The 16,720-nt window shown below is 52.8% G+C and carries 8 protein-coding genes and 1 pseudogene; 8 read left to right on the top strand and 1 reads right to left on the bottom strand.

Features of this window, described 5'->3' with window-relative positions; all coding sequences use genetic code 11:
- Nucleotides 1-178 precede the first annotated feature (178 nt).
- The 3 genes and pseudogenes from H4Q31_RS00885 to H4Q31_RS00895 form a co-directional block, all read left to right on the top strand.
- Entirely contained in the window at nucleotides 179-2,377 is a 2,199-nt protein-coding gene (locus tag H4Q31_RS00885; protein ID WP_185177185.1) for an MrcB family domain-containing protein, read from the top strand.
- Nucleotides 2,349-4,778 carry a restriction endonuclease-like protein gene (locus H4Q31_RS00890; protein ID WP_185177186.1) on the top strand — a complete coding sequence of 810 codons (2,430 nt, stop codon included), beginning with the start codon at nucleotides 2,349-2,351 and terminating at the stop codon, nucleotides 4,776-4,778. The genes H4Q31_RS00885 and H4Q31_RS00890 overlap by 29 nt, the downstream gene beginning before the upstream one ends.
- Nucleotides 4,775-5,227, top strand: a pseudogene (locus tag H4Q31_RS00895) (glycoside hydrolase family 130 protein); the annotation flags it as partial. The gene H4Q31_RS00890 and the pseudogene H4Q31_RS00895, both read left to right, overlap by 4 nt.
- Nucleotides 5,228-5,244: 17 nt before the next feature.
- Here the strand turns inward: H4Q31_RS00895 and H4Q31_RS00900 are convergent.
- Entirely contained in the window at nucleotides 5,245-6,033 is a 789-nt protein-coding gene (locus H4Q31_RS00900; RefSeq protein WP_185177187.1) for a helix-turn-helix domain-containing protein, read from the bottom strand.
- Between the two features lie 158 nt (nucleotides 6,034-6,191).
- On the opposite strand from H4Q31_RS00900, the gene H4Q31_RS00905 reads away from it, so the two are divergent.
- From H4Q31_RS00905 to H4Q31_RS00925, 5 genes are all read left to right on the top strand, one after another.
- Nucleotides 6,192-10,265 carry an S-layer homology domain-containing protein gene (locus H4Q31_RS00905; RefSeq protein ID WP_185177188.1) on the top strand — a complete coding sequence of 1,358 codons (4,074 nt, stop codon included), beginning with the start codon at nucleotides 6,192-6,194 and terminating at the stop codon, nucleotides 10,263-10,265.
- A gap of 547 nt (nucleotides 10,266-10,812) precedes the next feature.
- Nucleotides 10,813-12,444: an extracellular solute-binding protein gene (locus H4Q31_RS00910; RefSeq protein ID WP_185177189.1), complete on the top strand. Its 1,632-nt coding sequence runs from the start codon at nucleotides 10,813-10,815 to the stop codon at nucleotides 12,442-12,444.
- 106 nt (nucleotides 12,445-12,550) lie between these two features.
- Nucleotides 12,551-13,483 carry an ABC transporter permease gene (locus H4Q31_RS00915; protein ID WP_185177235.1) on the top strand — a complete coding sequence of 311 codons (933 nt, stop codon included), beginning with the start codon at nucleotides 12,551-12,553 and terminating at the stop codon, nucleotides 13,481-13,483.
- Complete coding sequence (locus H4Q31_RS00920) at nucleotides 13,477-14,340, top strand: carbohydrate ABC transporter permease (protein ID WP_185177190.1); 864 nt, start codon at nucleotides 13,477-13,479, stop codon at nucleotides 14,338-14,340. The genes H4Q31_RS00915 and H4Q31_RS00920 overlap by 7 nt, the downstream gene beginning before the upstream one ends.
- A 99-nt stretch (nucleotides 14,341-14,439) precedes the next feature.
- Nucleotides 14,440-16,719 (top strand): helix-turn-helix domain-containing protein, encoded by a 2,280-nt coding sequence (locus H4Q31_RS00925; RefSeq protein ID WP_185177191.1) that lies wholly within the window; start codon nucleotides 14,440-14,442, stop codon nucleotides 16,717-16,719.
- Nucleotide 16,720 lies beyond the last annotated feature (1 nt).

Here is a 16,720-nt window from a genome sequence, read left to right on the forward strand (position 1 = left end):
AATCAGGCGATCAAATGCCTGTTTTTTTTGCGAAATGTATGCCGTTTTTTGTGTTATACAGGAAAACTGAAGAGATATGTCGAATCGACAACAAGTAACGAAACTTCTGGGAATCTGTTGAAGATTGTTTTAAGCCCCATTCTATTGTTGCAATAATTACTATTTTTGGAGGCGTAGTATGACCCTTCCCCAAACACTCCAAGGTATCTTCAAAAATAAACAACGTTCATACAAGATGGTCTTAATCCTAAGTTTAACCGAGGGAGAAAAAATTGAGACCATCGATCTTGATCGGATATGTGAACGATTTAGACAAAATTTCCTTGACCGAGAGAGTAAGGGACTACCCATTGATAATCCGCCAACATACTTAGGTGATAGTTGGAGTTCTCTGGGTAGCGGTCAATTAAAGACCATCATTCAAAACCCCATACAGGCATTGTCCGACATCGTCGAATATAATCCAGCCGAGAACTCCCTATCCTTTAAGCCCGACATTCAGAGATTACTTACAAGCGAAGTTATTCGAGAATTGCGAATCTATGCTGCGCAGGAATTGAGAGCTTATTATCTTTCTACCAGCCAATCTAGCGATGATTTAAAGAACTTTTCGCTTAGAATCTATTTCCAACAAGTCATGGATGGCTATTTGCAAGCAAAGAAGGAATCCATCAAGCAGCATCCAATGGATCACTTGGTTCGTAAAGCTATCCCGCAGGAGTTAAAGAGGCTAGATTTTATAAGCAATTCACCTTTCATTGTTGAGGGTTCTGTTGGAAAAGGGAACTGGGCAACGATTCCTTGGATTGCGATAATGGATGAAAATATAACGAATACAACGCAGAAGGGGCAATACCTCGTCTATTTGTTCTCTGAGGATATGAAGGCCCTGTATTTATCATTTGCCCAAGGCGTAACGGAGCCTTTGAAGGAGGGGAAGAAGAAGGCTTACTCTTATCTTGGACAGGTCGTAAAAGAGACTAGATCTATTCTTCCTCTAGAGGGGACGAGAAAGGATAAGGATATCTTCCTTACGACGAATTCATTAGGGGAAGCCTATCAGGAAAGCACGATTGCTTATTACAAATATGAATCCCACAACTTGCCAACCGATGAACAGATAGTTGCTGATTTGAAGAACATGGTCGACAACTACCGCTTGTATGCGCAAAAGGTAGAGAGAGAAGACGTAGAGCCGGAGGATCAAATGACCGTATCCGAAACCATAAAGCAGGTCCAAACCTACATCCAGAGCCAAGGCTTCTCATATCCCGACCACTTGATCGAAAACTTCTACCTCTCCCTCAAGACAAAGCCGTTTGCCATTCTCGCAGGCATATCAGGTACAGGGAAGACAAAGCTCGTGAAGCTGTTCGCCGAGGCGTTGGACGCGACGGAAGCGAATGGCCAGTTTGCCCTTATTCCTGTTCGGCCGGACTGGAGTGACCCTTCGGATCTAATCGGCTATACCGATCTATCCAATCAATTTAGGCTGGGCCCGTTGACGAAGGTATTGCTGGAGGCTTCTAAACCTGAGAACCATCACAAGCCTTATTTTATCTGCTTGGACGAGATGAACCTTGCTCGGGTCGAACATTATTTTAGCGACATACTTAGCTTGCTAGAGACGCAGGAGTGGAACGGCGACGACATTGTAACGAATCCGATCGTGAAGAAGGAACAGCTTGTGGGATCCAACACCGCTACGGATGACACGGAGGATCTTCGCATTCCGGATAACGTGTTCCTTGTCGGCACGGTGAATATGGACGAGACAACGCATCCTTTCAGCAAGAAGGTACTGGACCGAGCTAATACGATCGAGTTTAATTACATCGACCTGGGTAACTTTCCCGAAGCTCTTCATGCTGAGGAGAGCGCTGAGCGAGTTGTTGGCAAGAGTTCTATTCTCAGGAGCGATTATCTTAAACTGCAGGATGCTTACGGAGAGTACGCCGAGCTTATTAGGGAAACGACCGGCCGTCTCTCTGAAATTAACGATATCTTAGAAGGCATCAACTCACATATTGGATTTCGAGTCAGGGACGCCGTATCTTTCTATATGATCTACAACGAACGGTTTGGTCTGCTTCCGAAGGATGTGGCGTTTGACCACCAGCTCATGCAGAAGATATTGCCTAGAATTCAAGGAAGCAGCCATTCGGTGAAGCAGGTGCTCGTCGAGCTGTATTTGCTCTGCTTAGGCAGGCCGGAGCAGAATATCGCTTCGCTGGTCGATGATGCCTCCGAGCTGTATAAACCTTGGAGACGAGGGGCGGAGCTGCCGAAGGCCAAGTACCCTGAGAGCGCAAGGAAATTAGCTTTCATGCTGCGGAGGATCGAAGAAGATGGCTTCACTTCTTTCTGGCTCTCCTAACGAGATGCGCGAGCTGTTATCGATCTCGACGAATCTCTTCGATGTGATCATCAAGGGGAAGCCCTATCATCCGACCGTTGAAACGTTGGAGCTTCACCGCATGGATGAGGAGTGGGAGAAGGCCGAATTAGTTGTATCCCCTCAATCGGATATTGTTCAACTAGAGGAGTTCCGGCTGTTCTCGGTGGCGCGGGGGGAGTATGTTGATGGTCTTGCCGGTGAGCAAGCGGAGCCATGCTTCTATGAGACCCAAACCTACGAGCTTCTGATCGAAGCGCGGGAAACGGGCAGTCGATTAGAGTTCTGGCATGCGAGTCCTCATCTTCGAAAAGCAATCAAGCCGGTCGGCAAAAGCGGACGCTTGCTATCCGGGGTGCTGAACTTCCAGAACGAGGTTGGCTATACGGATCTGGAGATCCGGATAGACGGCAGGCCGGCCCTGCGAATTCGGTTAGAGATTTATCCGACGAAGTTGGATTACAAGAAGGACTACCAAGCGATTCTCCATGAGGTGAATCAGCAGATCTATAATCTTTCTTTTGACTTTCTAAGACGGACCTACAATTTGACCGGGCTCCGTGAGACGCACTCTCAAAGTCTAACGGAGTATTGGACGATTCTGAAGCATGTCTTCCAGCAGCTCGCCGATACGGTCGAGCGTATTGATCGGGCGCCGCATTATCGACTCCATTCGGAGAAGAAAGCGATGGACGCTGCTAAAGTAAAGCGTGCCGGAAAAGAAAACGTTCCTTATCTGTCGAAGAATCCCCATCTTCTGCAGCGAGATGAGGAGAACGGCATTCTAGCTATCCAAGGGGTTAAGTATCGCCCTACGATGCTGCTAGAGACAAAGCGTAAGCTCGATTATGATACGGCGGAGAATCGATTTCTGCGCTGGATGCTTGAGCGAATCGATCGCAAATTGACGGAGATACGTGAGAAGCTGCTGGAACGTGGACGGGATCGAGTCACGGATCCGGAATTAGTGGAGCAGATCGTTCGAATGAAGTCACGGCTACGGCGGTTTCTTCAATTAGATTTTCTACGGGAAGTCGGCGATCTTCGTCATATCAGTGTGTCTCTCGTGTTGCAGATGGCTCCCGGATACCGAGACGTGTATCGGATCTACCTCATGCTGATGAAGGGACTGTCGATTCAAAGCGATCTGTTCCATCTGTCGATGAAGGATTTGGCCCAGCTTTACGAATATTGGTGCTTCCTAAAGATTCATGAGCTGCTCGCGAGCAAATATCGGCTGGTAAGCCAGGATATTATCCGGGTCAATCGGACAGGGCTGTTCGTTACGTTAGATAAGTCGCAACGAGCACGGGTTGAGTATGAGAACTCGCGTAATGGGGAACGGTTCACGTTATTCTATAATGCTCTCCACAAGGAAGACAGGGCGGCCCCAACGTTGGCACAGCTGCCTGACAATGTGCTCACGCTATATAAGCAGGATGCGAATCAGAAGCCTCAGGTCTATAAGTATGTGTTCGACGCGAAGTATCGGTTGAATCCGGCATATGAAGGAACCTACTACCATAAGCAGTACCAGGGACCGGGGCCAGAAGAAGATGATATTAACACAATGCATCGTTATCGGGATGCGATCGTGTATCAGGAGTCGGAAACTTCTGAATACGAGCGGAGCATGTTCGGTGCTTATGTACTCTTCCCCTATGCGGACGAGGAGCGGTTCAAGGAGCATCGGTTCTATCGGAGTATTGGGCTTATTAATATTGGCGCGTTTCCATTCTTGCCGGGAACGACCGGGCTACTCGAGCAATTCCTTGACGAGTTAATTCTCGATAGTCCAGAGCGGGCATATGAGCGATCGACTCGGCCACGCGGTACGAAGCCGTACTACCGGAATAAATTCAGCGGGAAAAATGTGCTTGTCGGCTCAATGCGGACAGGACAATTGAATAGCATCTTGGAACAGCATTATTATCATATGCCGCTCAGGAACTTGCCGGATCAAAAGCTGCTCACGCAGCTCGAATTCATTGCCCTCTGTCAGTCCCGAAGGCAGTTCCAAGAGGACGGCGGAATTCGATATTACGGCCGCATCTCCAATTGGGAGGTCAGGAAACGCGGGGATATTAAAGAGCGCCCAGCACGTCCTGGAACTGAGTTGGATCTGTACGTTTACTTCACCATTGAGAAGTGGGAAGTCAAAGAGTCAGTAATCGCACTAGGCGGGAGCTGGATCGAAACGTGTCTGGCCACGTCCAAGTATATGTTCGACCGTGCGATTGAGTTGCCAGAATTGCGACTGGACACAGAAGAGCAGCTACGTGAGTGGCGTGAGAAACGCCGCCGTGGCAAGGTGAAGGTAAAGCTCGATCACGTGCATGTGGATCGGGCGGAACGGGTGATGGGGATTGACGTGGAGGATTAACGCTGATCGGGGACACCTATAACATCTATTTCTCCGCTGTATCGCCGGTCGGCATCGGCGAGTCGATGGTGTCGACGAAGGACTTCCGAAGCTGCGCGCATCACGGCATGATCTTCGGGCCGGACAACAAGGACGTGATCATCTTCCCCGAGAAGGCAAATGGTAATTACTATGCGCTGCACCGGCCGACCGTTCGAAGCGCCGGCAAGCCGGAGATCTGGATTGCGGAGTCCGACAATCTGCTGTACTGGGGCAACCACAAGCATCTGGCAGGTTTACGCGAAGGCATGTGGGACAGCGGCCGGATCGGCGGCGGTGTGGTGTTCTCCTGCGGCGCACTCGCGGGCGGCGACACGGTGCGAATGTACTATGGCGCCGCGGATACGTCCATGGCCTGCGCGGAGCTAAGCGTGCGGGAGATTCTGGACAGCTTGCAAGTCATCGAATAGAAGCGCTTTCTTCACCCTCACCAAACCATCTTCACCCGCGAAGGCGAATACCCCTTCACCTTCTTGAACACCTTGCTGAAGTAGAACACATCCTCGAACCCGCACCGATATGCCGTCTCCGTGATCGAGAACTCGCCGCTGACCAGCATGTTCTCGGCGTTGTTCACGCGCACCTTGTTGATGTACTCCTTCACCGCGGAGCCGGTGTGCTTCTTGAACAGCGTCCCGAAGTAGGAAGGATTCAGATCGACGAGGCGGGCCAGTTCCTTGACCTCCAGGCGCAGGTGATAGTTCTCGTGAATGTACCGCAGCACCTTGCTGACATGAAGATCCGCATGATCCGCTGTATCCCTGTACCAGATCAGACGGAAGTACTTGTGCAGTATGCTCAGCATAATCGCTCGGACCCTCATGGAGGACCCGGGCTTCTTCTGCATCCATTCGAGGTTGAGTTCCTTGTAGAGCGTTAACAGGTCGTCGCGTAGGCCGATCTTGGAGTGAATGGGGAAGGGGAGGGAGACGTCGCGGCCGGTCAGATGGTAGAGCCAGAGGTTCGCTGCGTAAGCCGCCATGGGACGATCCGGATCGATCTCCGCTTGGCGCTTGCTTCTACTGGGGATGCAGATGAGGTCGCCCTTCTCCGCGTGATAGGGAACGCCATTGACGATATACGTCACGCTCCCCTCGAAGACGTAGGTCAGATCCACGAAGTCGATCGTCGATTCGGGCATGCTCCAGTTGGACGTACAATAACGGCAGATGAAGTATCTCATCTCCGGTACGATGCCATCGTAATCAATCGTCATCTCAATCACCCCTGAATCTAGAGTAATTGCAGATTGTTCGTACTTCCTCTATGGAGCCTATTCTACCAGAAAAATATAATCAGAGGTGAGCCGAAAACAAGCGCGCAGCAGTTTATTTTGCAAACGGTTACAGCCAATTTGCCAAAGGAGGAATGACGATGACACGCATGTATCGATGGCTCTCTGCTCTGTTAGTCGGAAGCTTGCTGCTGGGGGTGATGCCCATGGCCGGAGCCGCCGCCGGAGCTGAAGCCGCAGCCGATTCGTCCGAGATCTGGCCGGGATATCCCGGAGTGGACGAGCTTCCCGCGATCAACACGATTCCGGATCCGTTCAAGTTCTTCAGCAAGGAGAACGACCCTTCGGGCGACGGTTATGTGTCCAGCCCCGCGGAGTGGACGGCCCGCCGCGAAGAGATCAAGGACCTGGTCCAGCGCTACTGGCTCGGATATCGCTGGCCGACCCAGCCCGAGAGCGTTGTCGGGGTGACCTACGAGACGGAGGAGCCGAACGTGATCTCGGTCGGGTTCGACTGGCCGCCGATCTCCACCGCGACGGAGTTCAATCTGAAGGAGGAGTTCGACAAGCTGGCCGATCAGCTGCTGGCGGGTGCCGTGGACATCCACGAGCTAATTCCTCCAGCCAATCCCTTCGGAGCTCCAACCGTTGGAGAGGTGAAAATCACGATTGGCCCGGCAGCGGACGAGGCGGATGCCGTGGCGAAGGCGATCGAGGCGTGGAACGCCGGTTATTATCTTCCTTATACCTCATTCGGCACTCCCAACTACGCTGTCCTGAAGGATTACACTGGCGAGCTGACGGCGCCGCCTGATCCGATGAAGCCGGTCACGTACAATACGGTGAAGATCACGAATCCGAACACCGGCGTAACAGCCGACTTCGACATTAACGTCCGGATGCCGTCGGTGACGCAGGTAGTCTATGCTTGGGGCGACGAGAATGCGCAGGTGCCCGTCATCATCGACATCGGCGGCGCGATCTCGCAGCTCGATACGGTGAATGAGCAGGGGTACGCGTATATCAGCTTCACGCCAACGGATATCTACCCCGATGACAGCAATACGGACGACGGCATTAACCGCGACGGCGTCTATACGCAGCTGTATCCATATGACAAGGATGAATACGAGTACGCTTCCGGCGCGCTCATGGCATGGGGCTGGGGCGCGAGCCAGATCATCAGCGCCTTAGAGCAGCCGATAGAGGATGGCACGCAGACGTGGGGCGAGCAGCTGCGCATCGACCCGGCGAAGACACTCGTGACGGGCCACTCCCGCTACGGCAAGGCGGCGATGTTCGCGGCGGCGTTCGACGACCGCTTCGATATCTGCCTGCCGAGCGAATCGGGCGGCTCGGGCATTCAGAGCTACCGTTACAAGGTAGAGGGCAAGATCTTCAACTTTAACGTATATCCGAAGGCGGACAGGGTGTACGGCAAGACGGAGATTCCGACGGTCTCCTATGGCAGCGGCAGCAGCTGGTTCCCGGAGACGGCCGGGCAATTCGTCAACAAGGACAATCAGCTGCCGTTCGACTCCAGCGATATTATCTCGCTAGTCGCGCCGCGTCCGTTCTTCGCGACGACGGGCATCGACGCGCACTGGCTTGGCAATGAGGGAGCTGTAGCGGCGGTGCAAGCGGCTTCCGAGGTATACGATTATATTGGCAATGATGAATTGGAGCGGAAGAATATAGCTGTGCGCGCCCGTGAGAGCAACCACGCGCTGTACAACCGCGATCTGGCATTCGTCATCGCCATCATGGATCGCGAATTTAAGCAGGATAGCGACCAGAGGCTGCATGTCCAGGATCTGTTCCCGGACGGCGACGGTTCGCTCGGCAGTATGACTTATCCGGAACAGGACTATGACAATGTCGGCGAGTTCAACTCGTATCCCTTCGACATTAATAGCTCCTACCTGCCTTGGTCGAGTCCGGACAAGTACACGCTGTGGACGGCGCAGGAGAACTTCCTGGTCGGCTATCCGGTGACGATCGCGGCGCACTCCAATGCGCCGGACGTGAAGCTGTACCTGCCGAACGGGACGGCGGTCGATGCTGCCAGCCATGAAGGCGAGATGTTCACGTTTAACCTAGCCGCAAGTCAGGCGGTGTACGGGCGCTATGAGCTGCGGACGGCTGGGGACGATAAGCTTGACCGGAGCGTCTTCTTCGCGGCGGTAAGCCTCGCCGATGCTCTCCGCCATGCGACGTCCAAGGGCGACGAAGGCGAGGAGAACCGGCTGATCGGCTTCTCGAGCCGAATCGCGAATGACGCCGCCAACCCGCCGGAGGTGTATATCGACGGGGAGCGGACGACGATGAGCTTCACGCCGGAGCGGTTCAAGACGGAGGAGACGACGCTGCTGGAGTACGGCATTCTGTTCCATGACCCGCTGTTCGTGCGGATCGCGAACGAGGGCTGGGATGCGTCCAAGACGTTCGACATTAAGAACCTGAAGTTCGTCACGATACCGGAGTTCACGTTCGAGGTCTCGTTCGGCAACATCTACGCATCGGCGGCCAATAGCGGCAAAGAAGGCGCGGCCAACTTCACGCAGCCGATCAGTTGGAACGTGGAGAAGTTCAACAACGGTCCGGCGGAGGAGTGGCCGGTCATTCCGGATACGAAGGCCGAGAAGGACGCGCTGCTGGCAGGGGAGACGGTGACCCGCCCGGACGCTCCGGCTCCGACAGCCACGGCGTTCGATACCGAGATTGTCGGCACGAAGGTCGAGCGCAGCGGCGGCAAGACGAATGTGGTGATTAGCTTCGATGAGGAGTTGGATACGCGCGAATTCGGCTTCGGCTTGGACGTGGCGGATCATTGGGACACGACGTGGTCGGCCGACAAGAAGCAGGTGACGCTGTCCGTCGACTATGATGAGTTCCCGAGAGGGGCGAGCGCGGATCTCATCATCTTCCGTCTGAAGGACGCCGAAGGGAACCTGATCCCGGGACCGATCTATCTGCCGCTGACTTTCCCGAATACGCCGGGAGGCAATCCCGGCACGCCGGACACGCCGCCGTCCACGGATGCGCCGACGACGCCAGATCCGGCAACTAACACGGTGACGATGCAGCCGGCTCTCGATGGCAGCACCGGCGTCGTGAAGCTGGATGATGCGAAGGCAGCGGCGTATATGAAGCAGAAGACGACGATTAACGTTCCAGAGTTGGCTGGCGCGACCGCATATTCGCTTGGACTTCCCGCCGCTGGCTTAACCGGCGGCGAGGATGGCGGAGCGTTGACCGTATCGACGGCGCTTGGCTCCGTCACGATACCGAGCGATATGCTCGCGGGCATTACCGGCACCGCGGACAGTGCAGCGGAAGCGGGTATTACCATTGCGCAGGGGAACAAGGACGCTCTGCCGGCTGAGGTGAGAGACGCTCTGGGCGACAGGCCGATCGTTCAGATCACACTTACCATTGACGGGCAGCCGGCCGAGTGGAACAACCCGGACTCGAAGGTCGAGGTGTCCATTCCTTATAAGCCGACGGCGGAAGAGCTGGCGAACCCTGACCAGATCGTCGTCTGGTATATCGACGGAAGCGGGCAGCCGATTGCGGTGCCGAGCGGCCGGTATGACGCGAAGTCGGGCGCCGTTACGTTCCGGACGACTCACTTCAGCCAGTATGCCGTAGCGTATGTCGCCAAGAGCTTCAGCGGCATCGCCAAGCTGGAGTGGGCGAAGCCGGCGATTGAAGCGCTCGCCGCGAGAGGGATTCTAATGACGAGGGGCGACACCTTCGAGCCTTCCGTCCCGATCACCCGAGCGGACTTCCTGTATGGACTGGTGAGGTCGCTTGATCTGAACGCGAAGACGAACGGCAATTTCGACGATGTCACCCAAGAAGCCTACTACTACAACGAGATTGCGATCGCTCGCGCGCTGGGCATCACGACAGGCCGCGACGGCAACACATTCGCGCCTGATGACAGTATCTCCAGGCAGGAGATGATGACGCTGACCGCACGAACGCTCGCCCTGCTAGGCAAGTTGAAGCAGGAAGACACTGCTTCGGCGCTAGACAAGTTCACGGACAAGGCGGACATCGCGCCGTATGCCGTGGACAGCGCTGCAGCCCTCGTGAGCGAAGGTTTGATTCTCGGCAGCAACGGCAAGCTCATGCCGAAGGGGAACACGACTCGAGCAGAAGCGGCGGTGTTCCTGTACAGGTTGTATAATCTGCCGACGAGCAAGTAACGGGCCATATCGTATAGAAGAAGAGACGCGACGGGGGTTCCTCCCGCGCGTCTCTTTGTCATGGAATAAATATTCTCTGAATATTTCTACTAACTTGTCCAATTTTCCTTAACATATCCTATACAATAATAGGTAAGATAAAATGGACTATATTCCCAATAGCCTTTAAATAAGGTTAATGTCATGTTACATTACATATAAATATCTTGGATCGTCGGTTGCCAAGCCGAATCGATGTGGATCGCTTCCTTAGGCGAAGCGTGGGAAAATCATAAATTAGGAGAATGACGCAACAATTGAAGCTCGCTCCCAGTCCTCCTGCCGCAAGCGCATAACGAGCTCCGTAATTATTTATTTCTTCCGTTTTAGCATTTTCCACACACGACAAACCCTTATATCATACGGTTTCCATTGTGTAAAGCGCTACCAAAAGATTTCTGAAAATTGGCGAGATATTCCTAAATTTACTTCCGTAAAATGCGTCCCTAAACTTATATTCAAGCAGGTCGACGGCCTGATATCACTCAAATTACGGGAGGAAGATTCGATGTCAAGAAAGTTAACGAATCCAAATCGACGGGTAAGTTCACTGCTTGCAGGCACGATGATTCTAGCCTTGTTGGCGGCATGCTCCGGCAATAATGGCAACAATGGAGCGGCCAGTACCTCGCCTTCAAGCGGAGCAAGCCCAAGCGCATCCGCATCGGCGGCCGCAGCCGATTACGGCGACACGGGCGGTCTGACGCTGCCAATCGTGAGCGAACCTACAGAGATCACTTGGATGCTCGTAGGCGAGCATGACGTGAATGATCTGCTGGTAGCGAAGGAGATCGAGAAGCGTACTGGCATTAAAGTGAACTTCCAGACGGTCTCCAGCGCGCAGTATCAAGACAAGCTGAGCGTTACGCTGGCTTCCGGCGATCTTCCGGATATCGTCCACGGCGTGCCGATGAACGAATTGAAGGAGATGGGGCAAGAGGGAGCGGTCGTGGCCATTAACGACTATGCCGATCAATTGCCTAACTTCAAGAAGCTGTATGTGGACGAGAACCCTTGGGTTGCTACCTCTTATGGCGATGAGAACGGCAAGATGTACTCGTGGCCGATCTATGAGCTGAACCGCGACGTCAACCACGGATTCATGTACCGCAAAGATATCCTAGATGCGAATAACATTGAGCCATGGACGGATACGGAGAGCTTCTATCAAGTGCTGAAGAAGCTGAAGGAGATCTACCCGGACTCTTACCCGTATGCCTCTAAGAATACCACCGCCATCTTTGGAGACTGGGCCTATGGATGGGGAATCGGGTCTTCCGAATATCCGCTGTTCTATGATGAGAGCGATGGACAATGGAAGTTGGCATCCCACACGCAAGCTCATAAAGATCAGCTTGACTTCATGAAGAAGCTATACACGGAAGGTCTCATAGACCCGGAGTTCATCACGGATACATCCGATTCTTGGACATCGAAGATGACAACAGATCGATCCTTCGTCACTTGGGATTGGATCGGCCGTCTGGATCTGTTCTATAACCAAGTGAAGGATGCGAATCCGAACTATGACCTGCGTTATGGTTTGCCGGTAGGTCCTACTGGGCATATCCGTACGCTTCCGAAGATTGATGGCAGCTGGGGCATTGCGGTATCCAATAACAAGAACAAGGAGATCTCGCTTAAGCTGCTGGACTATCTGACGAGCCCATCCGGTTCGGAGTTGATCACGATTGGCGTCGAAGGCGTCAACTTCGAGTGGGATGCCAATGGCAAGCCGGTCTATCCGGAGCTAGCGGATGTAGGCGTCGTCGATATTACGGTGCTGTCCGAGAAGTATGGCATGTGGCTGGAGGGAGCTTACCTGCGTCCTGACCATCGCAGCGTATACTTCAACTACACCGAGAAGGAGCAAGAAGCGCAAGATTTGATTAATGAAGGTCAGCGCTATGAAGCATTCGATCCGCTGCTGAACTTCACGGCGGATGAAGTGGAACGCATCGCGGATTTGAAGGCTTCCATCAAGACGGCTTCTGAAGAATTCAATACCAAATACATTCTCGACCCTGCTTATGGCGAGTCGCAATGGAATGATTGGGTTGCTCGTGCCGATTCCTTAGGTGTCACGGAGCTGGTGGAGATCTATAATGCGGCGCAAGCCCGTTATGACGCCGCCCAATAACAACGGACATCTAACTCGAACGGCGGCGCTAACGTTGTTTAGTGCCGCCGTCTCGACCAGAGGAGGCTAGAGAATGCCGGATTCTAACGCCGGGATCATAGAGGCCATGCCCAATGCGCCGTCTGCGAGCCGGCTGGCCAGATTAGGCAAGCGAATCGTTAGAGATCGCCAGCTGCTCATCCTTTTTACCCCATGCATTGTCTTCTACTTGGTGTTCCGATACGGGCCATTATATGGTCTTATTATTGCGTTCAAGGACTATAGCGTGTTCAAAGGCATTATCGATAGTCCATGGGTGGGCCTGGAGAACTTCGAGAAGTTCTTTAATGCGCCGGAATTCTGGCAACTGTTCCGCAACACCTTCTTGCTAGGCTTCTTAACGCTGGTGTTCTCGTTCCCGGTCCCCATTCTACTGGCGGTGCTGCTGAATGAGATTCGCCTGACCTGGTTCAAGAAGTTCGTTCAGACCGCCAGCTACCTGCCGACATTCCTCTCCGTCGTCATCATCTCCAGCATGATTATCGACTTCCTGTCTCCAACGAACGGAGTCGTCAATAAGCTCTTGAATATGTTCGGAATTGGCGGCAAGTACTTCTTGATTGATCCGGATTGGTTCCGTCCGATCTACATTATGTCCGAGATCTGGACGAATTCGGGATATGAATCGATCGTGTATCTGGCGGCGGTCGCCGGCATCAGTCCGACTCTATATGAAGCGGCGAAGGTGGACGGGGCCGGCCGCTTCCGCATGATGTTCAACGTCACGATTCCAAGCATCATGCCGACGATCTTAATCATGTTGATCCTCAAGACGGGACAGATGATTACGATCGGCTATGAGAAGGTGCTTCTGCTGTACAACACGATGACCTATGATGTAGCGGATGTGTTCTCCACCTTCGTCTACCGCAAAGGTCTGCTGGGCAATGATTACAGCTATGGCGCTGCGGTCGGCTTGTTCGAGGCATTCGTCGCTATGGCGCTGCTGCTCATCTCGAACCACGTAAGCAAGCGAATGGGAGGTAACGGGCTATGGTAGGACAACGCCGCTTCGGTCTATTTGACGCTCTGAATGCGATCGTGCTTCTTGCCATAGCTTGTTCGACGATTCTGCCGCTCGTGTATATCGCAGTCGTATCGGTTAGCGATACAGCCAGCGTAACGCAGGGCAAAGTATTTCTAATTCCACGAGGCTTTAATCTTCATGCTTATGCTCAGGTGCTGGCGGATACCCGTATTCCCAGGGCGTATCTGAACACGATTATGTATACGGCGCTCGGCACCTTCATCAACCTGTTGATGACCTGCCTGGCCGCTTATCCATTAGCGCAGCGCGGGTTCGTCGGACGCAAATATTGGATGTTCCTCATCGTCATCACGATGTTCTTGAACCCCGGCATCATTCCGAACTACCTGATCGTGAAGGATCTGGGGATGCTTGACTCGGTGTGGGCGCTGGTCATTCCGAATGCGATCTGGACGTTCCAGCTGATCATCCTGAAGAGCTTCTTCGAAGGCAGCTCGTCTGCCATTCGGGAGGCGGCGAAGGTGGACGGAGCCTCGGAGTACCGGATTCTATTCAACATCATGCTGCCGCTGTCGAAGCCGGCGCTGGCTTCCATCGCCTTGTTCTACTTCATCGGGCATTGGAACAGCTACTTCCTCCCGATGATCTACCTGAATACCGATTCGCTGTACCCGCTTCAGGTCATTCTGCGCGACATGCTGGTGTTCAGCGAAGATACGGGCTCCCGGCTGGTTGAAGCCGCTGCGCTGGCGCCTCAAGCGAAGAAGAATGCCACGATCGTGCTCGCGATGATTCCGGTGCTGATGATTTATCCATTCGCGCAGAAGTACTTCGCCAAGGGAGTCATGCTGGGTTCTGAGAAAGGGTAAGGGGAACATGATGACTCGGGCGCAGTCGGTACGCTAGCTTGTTAGCCGTTCGTTGTCGGCGCAGGTACGAGAACAGTGGAAAGGCAGAGGATGATTCAGATGAGACGATTCGTTACGAACCTGGGAATTACGCAGATCTTCCTATCGTTGCTATTGGTTATTCTCCTTATGTCGGCGTCCACCTACTCGATCTACCGCGCCTCGATCTCCAACATCTATGGCAACATCAAGGAGAATAACGAGATCGCTACGCAATCGGCGATGCAATATATCGATAACGCCTTCCAGACGATCAATCATCTGATTCGTTCGCTTGAGCAGATGCCGCCGTATGAATATCCGGTCATGGAGAACGGGAATTTAGATTCCGTGCAGGCAAGGCAGTTCATTAGCAACATGACCTCGCTGATGACGACGGCCGATTATATCGATGAGATTATCGTTCTGTTCGACAATGAGGATCTCGCTATCACGACCAAGGGAACGATTGACATCGACTTGCTGTTCAACAACAAGTATATGAATCCGACCTATTCGGCCAGCTATTGGAAGCAGTATCTAAACACGGAGCATTACTTCAAAGTATTTCCGAGCTCGGAGTATCAAGTCCACTACACGGATAATCAATCGAACTACAAAGAAGAGCTCATGTTCGTCGTGAGCGATAATCATTACACCAAGAGCGAGAAGAATATCATCATCATTCTGGATACGAATCAATTAATCGCGCATCTCGGGCAGACGACGCTGATTCCGGGCTCATCCTTGAAGATATTGGACCAGAATCAGAACACGATATTTAGTACGGACCATAATCTGGAGCTTGTCGAAGTGATTAATGATCTGTTCGTCTCCGATCAGCCGGGCAATCGTTCGGAGATCTCGCTGAAGGACAACGACTTCGAGTACACCGTGTATACTTCGGACTACAACAACTTCGTCTATATTAGCAAGGTTCCTTATGAATTCAAGAATTTGAACGCCGTTGCGCACGGCAATCGGACGATCATCTGGATCAGCATCGCGAGCGCCGTCCTGCTGTCTCTCTTGTTAAGCATCTATCTGTACCGTCCGGTAAGGAAGATCATGAAGCTACTTGGCGGCGAGAACAGCAAGGGAGACGACTTCAGTAAGATCCAGAGCGGCATCACGAAGCTGCGGCAGGAGAATCAACAGTACGCCAATCAGCTGGTCTATGTGGATTCCGAGCTGAAGCGCTCGACATTCCTGCAGATGATCGACGATTACACCCATAGCGGCGAGCATGAGCTTCAGCTGCAGAAGTATTACCCTAGCTTCTTCAATGCGAACTACTTCGTGATGGCATTGGTTCAGGTTCGCGAGAGATCGGTGCTCAAAGGCTATTCCTTGCCCGTCGAGTCGATTGCCGATCATATCCGGAGCTGCTTGGCCCAAGAGGACGTCGAAGCGCAGGCGTTCCACTATCTGCATGACCAATTCTTCGTTCTGGTCTCCCTTCGCCAAGCCAATGAACGAGAAGCGGTTCTGCGCAGAATCGGCCGGGCGTTCGCGAGATTGGAGAAGGAGAGCTTAATCGGATTCGTGCTGCGGGCATGCGTGAGCAAGGCCTATCGAACAACGATCGACAACGGTAGAAATGCCTATAGAGATGTAGAGAACGCTTATAAATATCGCAATGTCAATGCCGCGGCCAAGGTCATGGACGCCGATCAGATTCCATTCGTCTGGAACGTCTATCTTCCCTATGAGCAGATGGAGAAAATGACAAACTACATGATGAACGGAAGGGTCGAGGAGAGCATAGCGATCATCAAAGTGATGCTGAAGGAGAATATCGAGCGCAATATTCACGATCATCAGTTCAAGTTCGTGGCGTCGTCCATCTTCTTCTATCTGTTCCGCCAGATCGGCAGCATGACGCACTCCGTGCGCGAGCTGTACCGCATCGAGAATGAATTCGTGCTGAAGCTGGAATACGCCAACCAATATGACGAGATCGAGAATGCCATTATGGAGGCCGTAGAGCAATTGGCCAAGTATGGAGGCCGAACGGTGGAGGCGAAGCTGAATCCCGCGTTCATCGCGCAATATATTGAGCTTCACTACATGGAGAATCTGTACTTGGACCATATAGCCAAGGTGATGGACACGACGCCGAAATACTTCTCGAATTACTTCAAGAAGACGTTCGATATCAACTATATTGAATATTTGAACAAGGTTCGGCTGTCCCATGCCAGAACGATGCTGAAGGAGACGAGCCTGTCCATCGGCGAGATCGGCGAGAAGACAGGCTACTTGAATTCGTCTACCTTCACGACAACGTTCAAGAAGTATTACGGCATCTCTCCAAGCGAGTACAGAAGGCAAGCGATCGGCAAGGACGAGGGCGCGTGAA

The organism is Cohnella lubricantis, assembly GCF_014212015.1.
GTDB lineage: Bacteria > Bacillota > Bacilli > Paenibacillales > Paenibacillaceae > Cohnella > Cohnella lubricantis.

What these genes read in the sequence shown, in the direction of transcription:
- H4Q31_RS00885 (WP_185177185.1), top strand. Translation starts at nt 179, where the DNA reads ATGACCCTTCCCCAAACACTCCAAGGTATCTTCAAAAATAAACAACGT.
- H4Q31_RS00890 (WP_185177186.1), top strand. Translation starts at nt 2,349, where the DNA reads ATGGCTTCACTTCTTTCTGGCTCTCCTAACGAGATGCGCGAGCTGTTA.
- H4Q31_RS00900 (WP_185177187.1), bottom strand. Translation starts at nt 6,033, where the DNA reads ATGACGATTGATTACGATGGCATCGTACCGGAGATGAGATACTTCATC.
- H4Q31_RS00905 (WP_185177188.1), top strand. Translation starts at nt 6,192, where the DNA reads ATGACACGCATGTATCGATGGCTCTCTGCTCTGTTAGTCGGAAGCTTG.
- H4Q31_RS00910 (WP_185177189.1), top strand. Translation starts at nt 10,813, where the DNA reads ATGTCAAGAAAGTTAACGAATCCAAATCGACGGGTAAGTTCACTGCTT.
- H4Q31_RS00915 (WP_185177235.1), top strand. Translation starts at nt 12,551, where the DNA reads ATGCCCAATGCGCCGTCTGCGAGCCGGCTGGCCAGATTAGGCAAGCGA.
- H4Q31_RS00920 (WP_185177190.1), top strand. Translation starts at nt 13,477, where the DNA reads ATGGTAGGACAACGCCGCTTCGGTCTATTTGACGCTCTGAATGCGATC.
- H4Q31_RS00925 (WP_185177191.1), top strand. Translation starts at nt 14,440, where the DNA reads ATGAGACGATTCGTTACGAACCTGGGAATTACGCAGATCTTCCTATCG.